Raw genomic sequence first — 17,389 nt, forward strand, 5'->3', positions numbered from 1 at the left:
CGGAGGCCCTGCCCTACTCGTGTCACCGACCAGGGGTGAGAGCTTCACCCTCGGTCTCGACCACCTTACGTGGCGGGTCGGACAGCGGGGCGGCATCGGGCCGGGAGGGGCTGGTGCGAGGGCCCTGCGGCAGGGCGCCTCCTTCTGGACCACGTGCGAGGGCGGTGTGCCGCCGCCCTGGCCGTCCGGCCCCTCCCTGCGAGGGGAGAGGACGGACGGCCGCTGCGCAGGTTTCGCCGCTCGGCCTACTCCTGGGCGGTGTCCGGCGGCTCGGTGTCCCCGGGCTCCCAGCCGGCGGCCCGCATCCGCCGCGTGAACTCCGCGTGCGCGGTCCGCATCTCCTTCACCCGGTCCGCCCGGTAGAGCGGGCCCTCGTACCCGTCGGGCACGTTCGCTTCGAGTGGGAAGTCCTCATGCGAGCTGAGCTGCTTCCAGGCGTCCTTCGGCTGGCCGTGGCCGTGCACCTGGTGGGCTTTGGTGATGCGCCTCCCAGACGCATCGAACCACATATGCTCTTCTTGCTTTTGCATGGCGGGGAACCGGGCTTGATACATCGCCACTAGTTGGTCAGCTGTGATGCCCAGCCATACAGCCACGAGGGAATCAATTTCGACCAATGCCGCACGGCGAGATAGTTCAGAGCGTAGCGGGCTATTGGAGTTCCAATTTGAGCTAATGCCGTCTGTAAGGGGAGAAAGCAAGGGCCAATGGGTCGCCCATGAGTCCTGATCCCAGGCCGGTGAGTAGAGCTCAGCCCACAGATGGTCATACGTTGCTGTCTGGCAGTTCAGTCGGATTGTACGCAGCGTGAGTGCCGAGGTGAGAGGGTGCTTCGTGGTGGGCGCTGGCATAACCTCCGCTTCGCCCACGCGTAGGTCTCCGCGTTCTGTGATGCGGAGGAAGTATTCCAAGGGCAAGGACGACCAGAAGCCCGCCACTTGCACGGTTTTGTAGTTGTCCTGGGCGATTAGGGTATGAACCTGATCGACATGGGATGGTCCAGGAGGGATCAATGCTGGCGTGAGCGACCGGGCGTAGTCGGAAGGGGTCCTGCGCCGCCATGCCATGCGATAGAAGGATGTCCACGGTCGGGTGGCCCAATCCCGCAGCACCCCTTCAATGGCCACCTCAGGGGATGCATCTACTTCAGTCGCGAGGTCTGAAGCGATGGAAAGTGCCCGCCTATCGGCATGTAGCAATTTCAAGAGACTGTAGTCGATCCACTCTCGCTTATGGAGCCCTTCAGAGTACTTGCTCCGATTATTTGTTGGCCGGTAGTGGGTGCGCGGCAATGCTTCTGGTGCTAGATCTGGATAATTCCACGACTCCATGTCAGCGGCTACCCGGGCGTCTTGAGTTGGTTGTGCAGTAAATGGGGTAGCCAGACTGAAGAAGCGAGGTTGAAGGATTACATCGTTCCAGGACGCCGCTGAGCCAGAGCGCCACGTGAAATATCCGGCGGTTCGATCGTTTTTCTCATGGAATCCCGGACTGACGCGCGGGTGCATTGAACTCAGTCGATGGGAATATTTGGCTAGGGCTTTGATAGCAGATTCTTCGGAGCGTGTGATAGGGAAAAGAGCCTTTGCCTGTTCCGTGGGTGCGTCGTTATGGCCTCCTAGGGTATGCCACGCTGACAGCATCGACTGGGTGACAATGGAGATGCGTGAGAGGTGCGGGCGTGTATCCCATTCCTCCTTGTCCATTCGGAAGATTCCTGGGACTTCCCCCGAGCCGTCATGTCGTACAGACTGCGACAGTGTCGCTGGGTGAAACAGCCAGTTCATGTGCTCGAAGCGCACAGGACTCTGCCGACCGTAGACGTTGATGCTGAAGTGCGTGCTGTGGTGGACAGGAGGTGCAAAGAGCCTGAGCTCGTTAGCAAAGTCCGCGTGCAGCCGCAGGTGATGGTAAGCCGCCTGCCGGAGTGCCCCCTCTTTGGCGCCCGTAAGGTGTGTTGCCGGGTGGATGAGCCCAGCGGCCCCCTGGGCGCCAATTGCTCGCCATGACAGCAGCATGAACGCCCGATACAGATCGGGCTGTGTTCCCACCAGTTCGGGATTGGCGTCCAAAGATGCCAAGTACCCGGACAATGCGGCGGAGTCAGCCAACTCTCCCATGAATGCAGACCGAGCCGCCTCCCCGCCCAGCACTGCCGCCTTGCGTTCCGCCCAAGCCTCGTTACTCGGCTTCTCCGCCAGTTCGAACCACGGCTCGAACTCCGCGAGGACCCCGCTCTCCTTCCACTCCTGCTTGACCCACGGAGGGTTCCCCACCATCAGGTCAAACCCACCCCCCGCAAACGCATGCGCGAAGTTCAGCTCCCAATGGAAGAATCCCCGGTCCTTCGCGATGCGGACCGCCGTCCCGTGCCACGGGAAGAGGTCACCCAGGTTCAGGGGGTCCACCCAGCCCGAGATCTCGGTCATCTTCTCGTCGAGGGCCGCCTCGAACTCGTCCAGACCCTTGAGCCCGTTGACCTTCGGAATCTCGAACAGCGACCCGGTGTCCTTCCCCGGCTCCACATCCACCCGCCCCAGGACCGACTCCGCGAACTCGATCCAGTCGTCCAGGTCCCGCAGAGCTACCTTCCGGTCGTGGCTGCCCCTGTTGAGTCTCTTCAGGTCCTGCGCGCCGTTGAAGTAGTCCGGCGCCGTGCCGTCGAGCAGCGAGACCTCCTCCAGCGGCCAGAACCACAGCGCGCACCACGCGTCCATGACCTGCTTGAGCCGCCAGTACGGACTGCCCTCCATCTGCAGAGCCTCACGGACGGCCTCCCGGTCCATCACCGGAGTCGACCGCTCGCCTCGCCCCTCCACACCCCACACCGGGATGTCACGGGAGATCTCCTGCTCCGACAGCTCAAGCCGCAGCCTGACCAGGCCCCACAGGTACTCCACCCGCTCGGCCAGGGCCCGCAGGCGCCCTGTCTGACCGAAGGAACCCTCGTCCGCGCCCGCGCCACCGCGCCGTGCCGGTGCGACCCGCTTCTTGGGAGTCGCGGCCTCGGCCGCTGCCGCCGCCGAGAAGTCGAAGCCCGACTGCTCCCAGATCTCCAGGCCCAGATCGAGCGCGCCCTGCCCGGACCGCACCTCCCGCGCCAGAACCGTGGCCTGGCTCGTCGGGGTCTTCTCCGACGCCGCTGCCGACGTCTTCTTCTCGCCCTTCGGCGCCCGGCGGATGCCCGAACGCCACTTCTTCATCGCCTCGATGAGCTCGGGGTCCAGCCACTCGGCCACCGCCCCGGCCACCACGCTCTTCCCCGTGGCCTTCCGCACCGACACCGAGTCGCCGACCGCCCCCCACCCGAGCGCCGGCAGCAGGAACTGGTGCACGGGCCGGTGGACCCCCGCACCCCCCAACTTCTCGGTGAGCGGGACCGCCTTCGGCGCCTGCTGGTCGGAGGCCTTCAGCCAGCCGCCCTTGTCGAGGGACTGGCCCGGGTACACCTTCCGTGCCGCGCCGATCAACGAGTTGCCGCGGTGCAGGTGCAGGCCGTACCAGGGCGCTCGCATGCCCGGGTACATGGTGTTGAGCCACAGCGAGATCTCCGCCAGCTCCACGGCCGTCTTGTTGAGGTCGACGCCGTACGCGTTGTGGAGGGCGATGTACGCCTTGACCTTCTGGAGCTCGCGCGGGTACTCCTCCGGGTCGATCTGCTCGCCCCGCTCGTGCTGGGCCAGCTTCAGGTACAGCTCGGCCAGCTGGTTGACCGCCTCGTTCAGGAAGGCGCCGGAGCCGAGTGCCGGCTCGCACACCCGCCAGCGCAGTACCTCCGCCGCTGTTACCTCGGACTTCTCCGGTTCGCGCGGGTCCACACGGCCCTCGTCGTCCAGGCGGAAGCGGAGCGTCTGCTCGACGGTCGCCTGGGTCAGGGACTCGGGCGTGTAGTACGAGGCGCTGGTCTGCCGGTCGCGGCCGGCCAGCCGGTACACGTACGAGCCGACCGGGTGCACCACCGAGTCGGGCACGCCCGTCTCCGGGTTGATGCCGTCCTCCTTGACGAAGACGCTGTCGCCCGGCGCGTCCGAGTACAGCCCGCTCCGCACCTGGCCGGTCGTGATCAGCCAGGAGCCGCCCTCCGGGTTGCCGCCCTTGGCGACCTCGTACATCGGCTCGGTGGCGATGAAACCGGTGTACGACATCAGGCCCTCGTACACCGCGCCGAGGTGGTTGATGCTGAGGTTGGCGTAGCTGATGAATCCGCCGCGGCCCTTCCCCCGGCCCTCGACCAGCGTCAGGTGGCGGAGGACTTGGTGCAGCACCTTGTTGCGCAGGCGCAGATCCAGGGGCCTCGCCGGGGCCGGCGAGCCGTCGGAGCGAGTCTCGTGCGGATACGGAATGCACTGTCCGACCAGCTTTATCGACTCGGGGTCGAAGAGACGCGAGCGCAGGGCCTCGATGCGTACGCCTTCGTGGCCGTCGTCCTCGACCAGCTCGGGCGCCTCCTCGACCGGCGCGCTTCGGTCGGTGACCGTCCTGGCCACCGGGTGGCCGGTGAACACCTTCTCGAAGAGCAGGGCCAGGGACTCGTGGAAGTGGAACCGGTCCCGGGAAGCGCTGCCGAGCTTCTCCTGTACGACGAGCTCGCGCAGCCGGGCAATGCTGTACCCGGTCGCGTACGCTTCGCTTTTCACCGGCAGGATGTCGAGCTCCGGACGGGCCTCCGCGTACAGCAGGAACAGAATGCGGTACAGGTAGCGCAGCGACTCCTCGGTCAGGAGGTGCCGCAGAGCGTCGGGCTCCTTCAGAGTGTCGGGCAGCCAGTCCGGCAGGTCCTCGGGGCGGACGCCGAACTCCTCGCGGGCGCGTTCGAGCACCTCGTTGGCGATGAGCTGGACGGACTTCTGGAGGCCGACGCGGAGCTCGGCGGTCACGCCCACCGAGTGGTCCCGGGACTCGGCGACCAGCTTGGCGATCTTGTCGTCCGAGCCGTCTTCGCCGGGCCGCAGCGACGAGGCCGCGAAGATCGCCGCGATCAGGTCGATCTCGTTGGCCTTCGCCCCCTTTGCCGCCTTGCGGGGCAGGGCCGTGTCCAGGTTCACCGCCAGATAGCGGCCGCGAGAGAAGGCCTGCCGGTCGGCGAGGATCAGCACGCCACCGAAGAGGAGCAGCGCGTAACGCGGGGCGTTCTCCGCGTTCAGCACCCAGGACGCGAGCTCGCGGACCGTCGTCAGCGTCTTTGAGGACGACACGCGGACCGGAGCGGGAAGGAGGTTCGCGGGCCCGTCACCGCGGGTGGCGTCGAGGTCCTCCGCGAAACCGCCGGTCAGGACGAGGACACCCGGCTCCGAGTGAGCCACCGGCACGGCAATCGGGCCGGTCGGGGTACGGGCGGTGAAATGGCCCGGCTGCGGGGAGAAGGACAGGGCCTTCAGCAGGCGTTCGTGCCAGCCGGCCAGGGTGGTCCGCCAGTCGCCCTCAGGCGTGGTGACGGCTCCGGTCTCCGCAGGCGTGGGCTGGAAGGTGGGCGGCTCCCTGTCCGGTCCCACGGCCTTCAGCACGGCGGCGGCCGCCTCCTGCGCGGCGACGGCAGGTGCGTACGGCAGCCCGTTGTACTTCTCCGCGTCCGGGCCGAGCTCCGCCCGTGCATCCATGTACGGGCGGGTCAGATCGCGCAGGCTCTGCCGGGGCGTGGCCTGGCCCTGGCGCTCCAAGGCGGCCCACTCCTTGAGAGGGCCGCTCGCGAGCTGCTTCGGCAGGATGTCGTCCAGGTAGAAGGACGGGAAGTACTCGCGCTCGTTGATCAGGGAATCGAACGTCACGCCTGCTGCTCCTGCTCGCTGTTCATGGGGGTGCGGTCGAGCGGACGGGGATGTCCGCACCGGGGATTCATACGCCGGGCTCCAGTACGGCCAGGACCCGGACCATCGGGTCGCCCGAGGTCCGCAGGCGGGCCGCGGCCTCGGCCAGGCGGTCCGCCGCATCGTCGCGGGTGGACCGGGTGAAGCCCGGGAGCAGCTCCTGTCGCCAGGTGCCGACCTGCTTCTCGTACGCGCGGAGCGGGGCGTCCACGTCCCGGTCCGCGAGCTCCCGCAGTCCGACGAGCGTACGCCGGGTCTCGGCCACCGCCTTGGGAACCAGCGGCTGAAGATCCTCCAGAGGACCGGGGCTGTAGTGGTCGGACATGTCCGGTCCGATCCCCAGTTCGGCGAGAAGCTCCGGAGTGAGCTCCCGGACCCGCGGCTCCGGTTCGTCGAGCCGGTCGACCGCGAGCCAGGCGACCAGCGTCGGCCGCCCCTCGGCGTTGGACCACACACCCTGGGTGAGGACCACCGGCGTCGGCGCACACTGCGGATCGACCTGGAGGACCTGGGCCTGCTGCCGGCCGAGGTGGACCAGCACCTTGTCGGTGATCCACTCGACCATCGGGTGGAGTTCGCCGACGTAGTGGGCGTCCGGCCAGAGCGAGGACGAATTCGAGTCCTCGCGAGCCCGCTTGAGGGAATCGGCTGCGTCCCCGCGGCTGAAGGTCAGCTTCATCCGGCGGGTGATGTTCTGGTCACGCAGATAGCCGGGCGGCAGCACATCGAGCCGGTCGGCCAGGTCTTCGGGGGTGTCGAAGCTGAGGTCGGTGCCGACGAAGGCGGTGTCGAGGTGCAGTGACTCCAGCTTCGCCAGCTCCTCCAGGCCGGTACGTACGTACAAGAGGCGGTTCCGCTCCGGGGCGCGGTCGAACAGGCGCAGTTCGTCCACGGTCGGGATGCCGGGCCCGTCCGTGGTCGAGTCGGGTCCGTCCTGTGCCGGGACGGACACCTCAGGTGCATCGGACCCGTAGTCGTCCAGATCCAGGTCCAGATCGAAATCGAAGTCCGTGACGAAGTCGGCGGCGAAGCCCTCGTCGGAGCCGGCGCCGTCGGCCTCCGGCTCCACCGGGGCCGGGCCGGTCCCGAACTCGCTCATCGTCCGGCGCGCCACGGAGAACTCGGCGCCCAGGTCGCCGCCTCCGCCAAGCGCGTCCACATCGACGGCCTGGAGGTCGGCGACCGCTTCCTCGGGTGGGGCATCGCGGAGCAGCGCCTCCATCACCCGGCGCTCCTCCTTGCTCCAGTCGTCCTCCTTGGTGGCGGCCTCCACCGCGCCCAGCACCTCGTGGACCCGCGCCTCGCGGGCGAGGACCTTCTCGGCGACGGTCCGGTCGTCCAGAGCGCCCTCGACTTCGCTGCGCAGGATCAGTGCGCGGAACTCGGGGTTCTCGGTCTGCCCGTAGCGGTCGATGCGGCCGTTGCGCTGCTCGACGCGGATCAGACTCCACGGCAGATCCCAGTGGACGAGGTGATGGCACTGCCGGTGCAGGTTGACGCCCTCGGAGGCGCCGTCGCCGGTCAGCAGCAGCCGTACGTCGCTGCCGGCCCGCGCGAACTCGTCCACGTAGTCCATCTGGACCGTGTCGGAGACCTCGCTGTGCATCACCTTGACGGCATCCTCGGCATCCTTGGGCTTCTTCCAGCCCAGCAGCGCGGGAAGGACCGTGCCAAGCCAGTTGAGGGTCTCGCGGCGCTCCGAGAACACGACCGCGCGAGTCGGACTGCCTGGTCCGACGCCGATCTTCCGGAGGTACGTGACGAGGGCGGCGAGCTTGGCGGTGGCCGCGACTCCGGCAGACGAAGCCGACGCCTGCTCGATCTCGCGGGCGAGCTCGGTCAGCCGCAGCAGCGAGGCGACCTCTGGAACCGCCGAGCGCGTTTTCGCATCGGTCAGCGGCGGGTCGGTGACGTTCTTGTGTCCCTCAGGGAGGGCGTAGCCCAGGCCGGCCAGCTTTTTGCGTGCCGTAGTGAACAGTGCGCGGTGCGAGGAGAGGAAGGACTTCAGCAGCACGTACGGGAAGAGATGATCGTCCCCGTGCGGGTCCGGATTCCGCAGCCAGCCGTCGGTCAGCTCGGCGAAGATTCGCTCCTCCAGCTCGCCCGCCGTGCAGGGGATCGGCTCCGACGCTCCACGCGGCGCCCAGGAGCCCGTCAGCGCCTTGGCCACCTCCTTGCTCACCTTCGTACGGCGCAGCATGAGGTGGTGCAGCTCGGACGCCTTCGGGTTCTGCTCGTCCTTGACGGCCATCGGATCCAGAAGCCGGACCAGGCCGGTGAAGTCCCGCATCACACCGTTGTGCGGGGTGGCGCTCGCGAGGATCAGGGCGTCGGTCTGCTTGGCGAGCAGCTCGGCCAGGATGCGGCGGGCGCTTCCGCGGTTGATCAGGTTGTGGGACTCGTCGATCACGACGGCGTCCCACTCGATGCCCTGGAGCCAGGCCCCGTAGCGCTTGGCGTTCTTCAGGGTGTCCATCGAGATGATGACGCGCTTGTAGTACGTGAACGGGTTCCGGCCGACCGGGATCTTCCGCTCGATTCGGGAGATCCCCACGCTGTCCAGCCGTACGAGGGGTAGCGAAAAACGGGTCCACATCTCGTGCTGGAACTGCTCGAGGACCGGTGCGGGGGTGACCACGAGGATGCGTTCGCCACGTCCCCGGCGGATCAGCTCACCGAGGAGGATCCCGATCTCCAGCGTCTTGCCGAGGCCGACGACGTCACCGATCAGCAGGCGCGGCCTGAGCGGATTCTCGAGGGCCTTCTGCGCCGGCCGCAGCTGGTAGTCCATGCGATCGAGCAGAAAGCCCTCGGTGAGGGCGAGACGGCGTTCGATCTGAGGGAGCGGGGTCTTGCGGAGTACGGCCTCCAGAAAGAGCCGGCTGAGGCGAAAGCTCTCGGACGTGTCGTGGACGAGCCGGGTGTTCTCGGGGCGGAGGACGCGAGGCATGCCGTCGAGCGAGGTGAGGAAGCGCGCCCGGTGCCCGCGGACCAGCTCGGAGGCGCCGATGGCCTCGATGAGGATCTCGTCGGCGCGGACCTGGCTGCTGCTGCGGACCAGCCACTCCTCGTCACGAACCTCGATCACCGTGCCCGCCGGGGGCGGGCCCGAAGGGAGGTCGGACGCTGCGTCGGGCATGGCGGGCGGTTCCTTTCGACAGTACGGTGGGACGCACGCCGTACTCGGGCATGCGATCTGCTTCTACCGGTTCCACCCGAGACGGGGCGGCACGGCTCCCCAGAAGCCTAAACGGGCAAAGGCCCCGCAATCCGGGCCGACCTATGCCCTGCCTTCGTGAGTCGCGGTCGGACCAGGGTTCCGGCCCCGGTCAGAGGCGCCCGCTGTGGGCATAGGCATCCCGCAGCCGTTCGGCTGCCTGCAGGGCCACGGCCGGAGCCACGGCCGGGTCGGGCGTCGAAAGGGGCCGTGGCGGTGCCAGGCGGTAGCTGGTCACGGTGGGCCGCGGAGGGAGCGGTGCATCGGCTTCCGGGGCTTGCCGGGCGCCGGGGTCCACCACGGTCGGCACATACTCGCCGGGGGCCGGTGCGGGCTCGGCCGGCCCGTCCAGGGGCATCACGTCTTCGGCCTCGGCCCAAAGGAACTCGTCGAACAGATCGGGAACCCATGGGCTGTCCGGGGCGGCACCCTGGTCGACGGCCTGCTGGGCCGCCTGCTGGACCTCGGGGTCCGGCAGGTCGGAGAGAGCCTTGGCGGGGATCTCCGGCACCACCCCGGAGTCCGCCACCAGAACTCGCAGCTGGTCCGCGGCGGTTTCTTCCGTCAGCCCGTGATCGGTGAGCAACTGGCGGAGATCGCTCTCGATTTCGTCGAGGGACGGCCGCTGCTCCGCCACCTGCACCAGGATTCGGCCCAGCAGCGGCAGGCACGGCCCGTACACGCCGTCCCACTTCGGTGGAGTCTGCATGGGCGCGAGAGGATACGGCGGCCGCTTGGCAGCCGCGAAGAAGAGCACCGCCCCCAGCGAGTAGATGTCCGCCGACTCCGTCACGTGCTTGATGTCCCTCGCCTGCTCCAGCGACATGTAGGACGGGGTGCCGAAGCCGACGCCCGTCTTGGTGATGGCCGCGGCACTGTCCCGCTCGGTGAGGACGGCGAGACCGAAGTCCAGGACGACAGGACCGTCGGGGCCGAGTGCGATGTTGCCGGGTTTGAGATCCCGGTGCAGCAGCTTGGCGCCGTGGATGGCGCGCAGCGCGTCCACCAGGGCGAGGCCGAGCGCGCCGTACGGACCCACGGCCAACGGCCCGCAGGTGTGGACGAGCTTGTGCAGGGTCGGGCCGTGGACGTAGTCCATCGCCAGCCAGGGCTGCTCGGCATCGGCGTCGGCGCCGAGCAGCGCCGGGACCCGGGCACTGGCCACCGTACGCATCGTCTCGATTTCCTGCGCGAATCGGGCCCGCGTCTCCTTCTCGGAGTGCTCCGAACTGTCCCGCAGTCTCGACGGCTTGATCACCTTGACCGCAGCCAGGGCCGGATCAGCCGACTCCGTGAACCCGGCCAGGTGGTAGCCGGTCTCCAGTTCGGGACCGAGGTTCTCCAGAGGGAGCCTGCGCCCCAGGTAGGTACGGCCCATCCCGCCCTGCCCGAGCACGGCAAGCAGCTCGAACGGACCCAGCACCCCCGGATCCTTCTCCTCGTTCAGCTCGTACATGGACCGCGCCCCCACCCGTGTCGAACCCTGATTGTGGTGTCGCCGGCGGTGCGCGCCCTGGAACAGTCAGACGCGTGGTAGGGCTGTGTCCGGCCGACGGCGCACACAGCTCGTCGGCCAGTTTACGACCGGCACTCCGTGTCCCCGCCGGAAACGAAGCAGGCCAGGCGGTGCAGCGGCCGGATTTTAGAGCGCGTACTGGCCGAGAACTGCTGTACGGGTCCGGAGTATCGGCTGAAGCTCCCGGCGCAGCAGATCAGCGTCCGGTTCGGGCAGTTTCAGCGACGCACGCCGCATCCGAACACTCCAGGTCTTCGGATCTGGGAAGACCTGAAGCTGCGGGACGAGGTCCGCGAGGATCACTCCCTCGTTGCGCGGGGCCAGCCCGTGCACCTGGAGGGTGCACCCCGAGGTGAAGTTCCGGCCGTCGAACGAGACGGGTTCCGGGAGTGCCGCGACCTCGGACGTGACGGTCGCCAGACCCATGATCCGTCCGCGGTCGCGTCCGGGATTCCGGAAACAGCCCCTGGTCGTGTAGAGGAGGATCTCGTCCCCTTTCTCGGGAAGCCCGGTGCTGCGCCCGGCAGGGAAGGCCATCCGCTGGTTCTCCAGCACCCAGGCCAGCGGCTCCCGATCGCTGAGGATGATCAGGTTCGTCGCCATCAGGCACCGCCTCGCAGCTGCTCGCGGAGGTCCTGGAGCCGGACCTCGGGGCTCTCCTTGAGGACGTACTTGCCGTAGCCGTTGATGTCGACTCCGGTCTGCGCCTTGAGAGCGGGCGAAGGCTTGGAGAACAGGCGGCCGTCCTCGATCTCGAGCCACCCGTCCGCCGTCACCGTGGCCTCGTGCGTCAGCCCGCGGCGCGGCTGTACGTGGATCAGCTTGTCCCCGGCTTTGAGCAGGCCCGCCCCGATGAACGGCATCAGATCACCGGGGCGCCGGTCCTCCGCGGGTTTCGTGGGGAGGTCGGCGTCTTTGAGGAGCAGGCGTCGTAGTACGTCGTTAGGGGTGTCCACCAGGGGCACGCTCCGGCTCTGCAGGAAGGCGAACACCTCGTCGTCGATCTCGATGGAACGCTTTGGCACGACCGACCTCCATGAGTGAAAACTTCCAATCGTCAAAGTCTAGGGGATTTGAAGCTCGCGGTCAAGGTTGATCGAATTCGGTCGGGCCATCGCCGACGGCCAGTAGCATGTCGAGCTGTGACGTAGCGGAGTGCCTGTGTTACTGGGGGTTTGACGTGGCGCTGGACGGGCCCAGCCTGGGCAAGATGCTGGACGACGTGGCGGCTGGCAGGATCCAGCTCCCCGACTTCCAGCGGCAGTGGAAGTGGGACGACGACCGAATCCGCGCCCTGCTGGCGACCGTGACGCTCGACTACCCGCTGGGTGTCGCGATGACGTTGGAGACGGGAGGCGACGCCCAGTTCAAGGCTCGGTCGCTGCACGGCACCGATGTGCAGCCGCACGTGGTGCCGGAGCAGCTGTTGCTCGACGGCCAGCAGCGGCTGACCTCCTTGTTCCAGGCGCTCCGGTCCGACCGGCCGGTGGAGACGACGGGCGCACGCAACAGGCCGCTCAGGCGCTGGTACTACATCGACATCGTCAAGGCCGTGGACGAGGCTGCGGATCGCGACGAGGCGATCCTGTCGGTCCCCGAGGACCGGGTGGTGCGCGGCGTATACGGCCACGCGATCCGAGACCTCTCGACGCGCGAGAAGGAATGCGCGAGCGGCCTGTTCCCCCTGAACCTCATCTTTGAATCGGACCTGACCGGGAAGTGGCAGAGGGCCTATGTGAGCGGCGGCGATGACCGCTGGGACCTATGGTCGGCCTTCCAGGCTCGGGTCATCGACACGGTCAAGGGCTTCAAGGTGCCGTTGATCCGCCTCCCCAAGGAAACCCGCAAGGAAGCGGTGTGCTCGGTGTTCGAGCGGGTGAACACCGGTGGCGTCGTCCTCAATGTCTTCGAGCTGCTCACGGCGACCTATGCGGGCGACACGCAGTACTCGGCGGACCACGGCGGCCAGGACTTCAGCCTCATCAAGGACTGGCAGGCCATCAAGGGCAAACTGTGCTCCGACCACCAGGTGTTCGGCACCTTGGACAAGGACACCGGCCAGGAGACCGGGCTCACGAGCCTGGACTTCCTCCAAGCCATTGCGCTGGTGCGCACGTACCTGCGTAAGCAGGAATTCCTGGCGGAGCACCCCGGTGCGTCGAACGCCCCGGCAGTGAGTTGCAAGCGCCGCGACCTGCTCCACCTACCGCTGACCGACTACACGGAGATCGCTCCGAAGACGGCCGAGGCACTGTCCTGGGTGGGCCGCTTCCTGGCCACACAGCACGTCTTCCGCGAGCGTGACCTGCCGTACGGGTCGCAGGTGGTGCCCCTGACAGCCATCGCCGTCCTGCTAGGGGAGGCACTGCAGGAGTCGGACGCTCAGGAGAAGCTGGCCCGCTGGTATTGGTGCGGTGTCCTCGGCGAGCTCTACGGAGGGGTCACGGACACCCGGTTCGTGCGCGATGTCGAGCAGGTGGTCGGCTGGATCAGGGACGGTGGCGTGGAGCCCGGCACCGTCACCGAAGCGACGTTCCAGGAGCAGCGCCTGCACCGGCTTGCCTCACGCAACAGCGCCGCTTACAAGGGCATCCACGCCCTCCTTCTCAAGGAGGGGGCGATCGACTGGTTCTTCCACGGGGAGCCGATCGACGAGCAGTCCCTGATCGGACAGTACGTGGACATCCGGCAGGTCTTTCCGAAGGCATGGTTCGAGCAGAACGGCGTGGACGGCTCCCGGATGAGTAGCATCGTCAACAAGACGCCGTTGTCCTACCGGGCGCTGCAAGCGATGGGGGCCAGCGCACCGTCGGCGTACCTGACCGTCTTCGAGCGGCATACCGGCAGCCCAGGAGACTGGTTCGACGACATCATCGGAACGCACCTCATCGACGCCAAGGCGTTGCGCGCGGACGACTTCGACGCCTTCTACCGGGCTCGGACGGCCAGGCTCCTGAAACTCGTGGAGCAGGAGATGGGCAAGACCGCGGTGCGTGAGGGGGCGAGTGATGCCGACGCCGGATGACGCCACCGTCAAGGGACTGGAAGGCGCGTCCCTGCCGGCCCGGGGCCTGTTGTCGCTGTGGGGTTACCGGATCCGTGACCACGCGTCCGTCCCTCAGATCCGGCTCGACCTGACGAACGCCGGCCTGACCACAGTGCCGGACTTCGCGGTCGGCTCATTGGACAACGAGGTCGCGATCGTCCCGATCGCTGACGAGCGAGACACGGTCGCCGGCGCCGGCGACGGGGACGATGCCACCGAGCAGGACCCGACCGATGACTCCGAGGAGACCGTTGGAGCGTTCCCGCAGGCGGCCATGCGGGTGCACGACCTGCCCTGCGCCCACAGGGTCGCATCGATCACACCCGATGAGCCTCTGTCCGCTGCTATGGGCAGGATGGCGGAACACGGGTACTCACAGCTTCCCGTGATCGACACATCGGGAACGCTGCACGGGGTGGTCACCTGGGCATCGATCGTTCACATGCATGCGACCGGACGTACGACGTGTCTGGCCAGTGCGATCAGCACGGAGTACGAGACCGTTAACGCCTCGGCGCATCTGTTGCCGGTGTTGCCGGCGATCCGTGCGCACGAGTTCGTTCTCGTCCGAGCCGCGGACGGGCAGGTGAGCGGCATCGTCACCTCCGCCGATCTCGCCGGCGAGTTCGGTGCCATGGCACGTCCCTTCTTCACTCTGGGCGAGATCGAGCGTCGACTGCGGCGCTGCCTGGGGCGCGTCTACGACGAAGCTGACGTCCAGAAGGTGCACAGGAGGAAGACCTCGGTCGACGAGATGATGTTCGGCGAGTACATCCGTCTCCTGAATGACGAGGAACGCTGGGACAAACTCGGGTGGCTCCTCGTCGACAAGGATCACTTCATCGGACTGCTCAACCGCGTGAAGGACGTCCGCAATATGGTGATGCACTTCAACGCGCCGTCGCTCAGGCCCGAACAGCTCGACCTGCTCGACAGCTTCGTCTCCATGCTGCGTCTGTATGACCCTGATTACGGTGCGAGCAGTACGGGCTGAACCACATGGCACGGTCCTCGCTGACTGGCGCCGGCCTGGAGGGTCGGAGCATGGAGGCTCTGATCCGGCCTTGGTGGGGCGGAGAGGGCAGACTTTGACGACGACGGTGGCGCGTCCGCCGCACAGCGCGGTGAGGTCCTCGGGGTCGGACGTGAGGATCGTGACCGGCTCCACGACGAGGCGGGAGAGCGTCCACTCCAGGGCCGGGCGGTTCACACGGGGGTGGACCACCTCGACCAGGGTGGCCGCTGAAATGATCACACGCAGGTCGTCGGCGCGGGCCAGGGCGAGTCGGCTGGTGACCGCGCGGTCGCGCGGGACGGCTTTGGCCAGACCTTCGCTGTCGAGGGCGAGGGTGCCGCCGGGAATCGCGGGGGAGCGGGTCACGCAGTGCTCGCCCCAGGCGGGCTCTGCTCGCGCCGTACCCGCATGAGCCGGTCGCGCAGGGACTGGATCTCTTCGTCCGTGACCGGCCCGTGCTCGGCTTCGGCGACGGTGATGAGGTCGTTGAGGTTGTCGAGTTCGATCTGACGGGCGACGGCCGCGGCCGCATAGGCGGACAGGCCTGAGGGGCCGCCCCGGGCCTCGGCGGCTTCGGCGATACCGCGCGGCAGGGTGATCGAGTACGTGCCGGTGGGCTTGCTCATGCCGCTGATCCTCCCGCTCCTGCGGATCATGTCGACCCCTGGCGTGACCGCTGCCGGTGCTTCCGGAGGCGTGCCTGAAGGCGCGTCACAGTGCGCCGGGCGCTTCTGGAAATGAAAAATGCCCCTGACTCGCATTTCTGCGGGTCAGGGGCATTTTTGGCACTTCTTGCGAAGTGCCCCCGGCAGGATTCGAACCTGCGCACACGGCTCCGGAGGCCGTTGCTCTATCCCCTGAGCTACGGGGGCGTTGTCGCTTGTTGCGGCGACGGGATGAACACTACCAGCTCTCGTAGGGTGCCCGTGAACAGGTATTTCCAGGGCGTCACGAGGGGGGTGTTCGCCCGCACGGGTCGGAAGTGGGCAAAACCCGGACGCAGCCCCTCCCCGCGACCTACTCTCGACGTGTGTCAGGGGTGTCGGGGCGAGTGCTGGTTGTGGACGACAACCGTGTGATTCGCCAGCTGATCAGGGTCAATCTCGAACTCGAGGGGTTCGAGGTGGTGACCGCCGCCGATGGTGCCGAGTGTCTGGATCTCGTGCACGAGGTCCGTCCCGATGTGGTCACCCTCGATGTCGTCATGCCGCGGCTGGACGGGCTGAAGACCGCCGCGCGGCTGCGGGAGGACCCGCGGACGCGTCATCTGCCGGTGGCGTTCATCAGCGCCTGCACCGAGTACGGGGACGGCGGCGGAGACGCTGCCGGGGCGGCCGGTGACGCGTTTCTGGCCAAGCCGTTCGAGCCGACTGATCTGGTGCGGGTGGTACGGCAGCTCATGCACCGTGAGCCCCGGACGCACCGGCGGGGGCGCGGGCAGGGGCAGGCCGGTGGCGGGACCGGTGGTGAGGCCGGCGGCGCCGACGCCGCCGGCGAGGAGCCCGCCGCAGGCGCCGGGCAGACCAGCGGGGGAGTGCGATAGCGGTACGCGGTGGGCGCCCGGCGGTCCGCCCCGACCTCGCGCACCCCACACCGCCCACATGGCGAAACCGGTTCGCGTTCCCACCCCCCTCCTCCCCTAGGCTGGTCACGTGACCCCCGCGGACCTCTCCCTCACCGTGCTGCACGCCGTGCGCCGCGCGGTCGACGAGGGTGTGCTCCGCGTCGAGGTGCCCCCGCGCGTCAAGGTCGAGCGCCCCCGGCCCGGGGGAGTGGGCGACTACGCCAGCAGCGTCGCGCTCGGCCTCGCCCGGCCCGCCGGGAGGGACGCCCGCGACGTCGCCGCGATCCTCAAGGACCGGCTGCGCGAGGCGCCCGGCATCCGCGCCGTCGACATCACCGGGCCCGGATTCCTGAACTTCACCCTCGACGCGGGGGACGGGAACGGTGTCCTGCGGGAGATCGCGCGGACCGGTCTCGCGTACGGGCACTCCACCGCCCTCGCCGGCACCCGCGTCCGGTTCCTCGCCTCCCCCGAGCCCCGCGCCGCCCTCCTCGCCGAGACCTCCGCGGCCCTCCTGCGGGCCCAGGGCGCCGACGCCGACGCCGACATCGACGCCGGGGCGAGTGACGACGCCGAGCGGATTTCCGCCCTCCCCGCGCCCTACGAGCCCCACCTCCTCGGCGTCGACGCCGCCCGCTGGGCGCTGCTGCGGCCCGCCGCGCACGACCGCGCGCTGCCCGGAGCGCCCCTGCTCGTCCAGCACGAGCGCAACGCCCTCTTCCGGGTGCGGTACGCGCACTCCCGCGCCCGCGCCCTCGTCCGTAACGCCGCGCAGCTCGGGTTCGCCCCCTCGTACGAGACCGCGGACGCGGACGCATACGCGGGCGCGCCCGCGCACACGCACGCCCGCGCACACGCGAGCGCCCCCGAGGCCGCCCCCACTCCCGCGCACGCCCCCGCCCCCGAGCAGCCCCCCGCTCCGGCCCCCACCCCCGCGCACGCCCCCACGGCCGCCTGCACCTCCCCCCTCCCCACCCTCCTCGGCGACCACCCCGCCGTCCTCCTCCTCGCCGCCCGCCACCGCGCCCCCGACCGTCTCGCCCGGCACCTGGAAGCCGTCGCCGACGCGCTCCTCGCGTACCAGCACACCGTCCTGCCCCTCGGCGACGAGAAACCCTCGGCCGCCCACCGCTCCCGGCTCGCGCTCGCCGAAGCCGCCGGGACGGTGCTGGCCGGCGGCCTCTCCCTGCTCGGCATCAGCGCACCCGACCAGATCTGAAAGAGCCG

10 protein-coding genes, 1 tRNA gene and 1 pseudogene are annotated in these 17,389 nt (G+C 68.4%); 4 read left to right on the plus strand and 8 right to left on the minus strand.

What is annotated here, in order from left to right; all coding sequences use genetic code 11:
* Positions 1-245: 245 nt before the first annotated feature.
* From ABZ990_RS13240 to ABZ990_RS13260, 5 genes are all read right to left on the minus strand, one after another.
* Positions 246-5,765 carry a DNA methyltransferase gene (locus ABZ990_RS13240; protein ID WP_361229918.1) on the minus strand — a complete coding sequence of 1,840 codons (5,520 nt, stop codon included), beginning with the start codon at positions 5,763-5,765 and terminating at the stop codon, positions 246-248.
* A 67-nt stretch (positions 5,766-5,832) separates the two neighbouring features.
* Positions 5,833-8,943, minus strand: a complete 3,111-nt coding sequence (locus tag ABZ990_RS13245; RefSeq protein ID WP_361229921.1) for a DEAD/DEAH box helicase — start codon at positions 8,941-8,943, stop codon at positions 5,833-5,835.
* 190 nt (positions 8,944-9,133) lie between these two features.
* Complete coding sequence (locus ABZ990_RS13250; RefSeq protein WP_361229924.1) at positions 9,134-10,477, minus strand: protein kinase; 1,344 nt, start codon at positions 10,475-10,477, stop codon at positions 9,134-9,136.
* 186 nt (positions 10,478-10,663) lie between these two features.
* Positions 10,664-11,140, minus strand: a complete 477-nt coding sequence (locus ABZ990_RS13255; protein WP_361229927.1) for a hypothetical protein — start codon at positions 11,138-11,140, stop codon at positions 10,664-10,666.
* The gene (locus ABZ990_RS13260) at positions 11,140-11,562 is read right to left on the minus strand and encodes a hypothetical protein (RefSeq protein ID WP_361229929.1); all 423 of its coding nucleotides are present in this window, start codon (positions 11,560-11,562) and stop codon (positions 11,140-11,142) included. The genes ABZ990_RS13255 and ABZ990_RS13260 overlap by 1 nt, the downstream gene beginning before the upstream one ends.
* Before the next feature lie 185 nt (positions 11,563-11,747).
* Between ABZ990_RS13260 and ABZ990_RS13265 the strand changes: the two genes are divergently transcribed.
* Together ABZ990_RS13265 and ABZ990_RS13270 are read left to right on the plus strand one after the other, a co-directional pair.
* Complete coding sequence (locus tag ABZ990_RS13265; protein ID WP_361229932.1) at positions 11,748-13,562, plus strand: DUF262 domain-containing protein; 1,815 nt, start codon at positions 11,748-11,750, stop codon at positions 13,560-13,562.
* Positions 13,546-14,577, plus strand: coding sequence for a CBS domain-containing protein (locus ABZ990_RS13270; protein WP_361229935.1), 1,032 nt, complete (start codon positions 13,546-13,548; stop codon positions 14,575-14,577). Before ABZ990_RS13265 ends, ABZ990_RS13270 begins: the two co-directional genes overlap by 17 nt.
* A 90-nt stretch (positions 14,578-14,667) precedes the next feature.
* Here the strand turns inward: ABZ990_RS13270 and ABZ990_RS13275 are convergent.
* The 3 genes and pseudogenes from ABZ990_RS13275 to ABZ990_RS13285 form a co-directional block, all read right to left on the minus strand.
* Positions 14,668-14,964 (minus strand): annotated as a pseudogene (locus tag ABZ990_RS13275) (DNA-binding protein); the annotation flags it as partial.
* The gene (locus tag ABZ990_RS13280; RefSeq protein WP_361229937.1) at positions 14,961-15,224 is read right to left on the minus strand and encodes a CopG family transcriptional regulator; all 264 of its coding nucleotides are present in this window, start codon (positions 15,222-15,224) and stop codon (positions 14,961-14,963) included. The pseudogene ABZ990_RS13275 and the gene ABZ990_RS13280, both read right to left, overlap by 4 nt.
* A gap of 174 nt (positions 15,225-15,398) precedes the next feature.
* Positions 15,399-15,470 (minus strand) — tRNA-Arg (locus tag ABZ990_RS13285).
* Between the two features lie 110 nt (positions 15,471-15,580).
* Here ABZ990_RS13285 and ABZ990_RS13290 point away from each other — a divergent pair.
* Both ABZ990_RS13290 and nrtL read left to right on the plus strand, forming a co-directional pair.
* Positions 15,581-16,141, plus strand: coding sequence for a response regulator (locus ABZ990_RS13290; RefSeq protein WP_361229940.1), 561 nt, complete (start codon positions 15,581-15,583; stop codon positions 16,139-16,141).
* A 109-nt stretch (positions 16,142-16,250) separates the two neighbouring features.
* Positions 16,251-17,381, plus strand: coding sequence for an ArgS-related anticodon-binding protein NrtL (gene nrtL / locus ABZ990_RS13295; protein WP_361229943.1), 1,131 nt, complete (start codon positions 16,251-16,253; stop codon positions 17,379-17,381).
* Positions 17,382-17,389: the final 8 nt, after the last annotated feature.

It is taken from the genome of Streptomyces sp. NPDC046203 (assembly GCF_040646255.1).
In the GTDB taxonomy this organism is placed as follows: domain Bacteria; phylum Actinomycetota; class Actinomycetes; order Streptomycetales; family Streptomycetaceae; genus Streptomyces.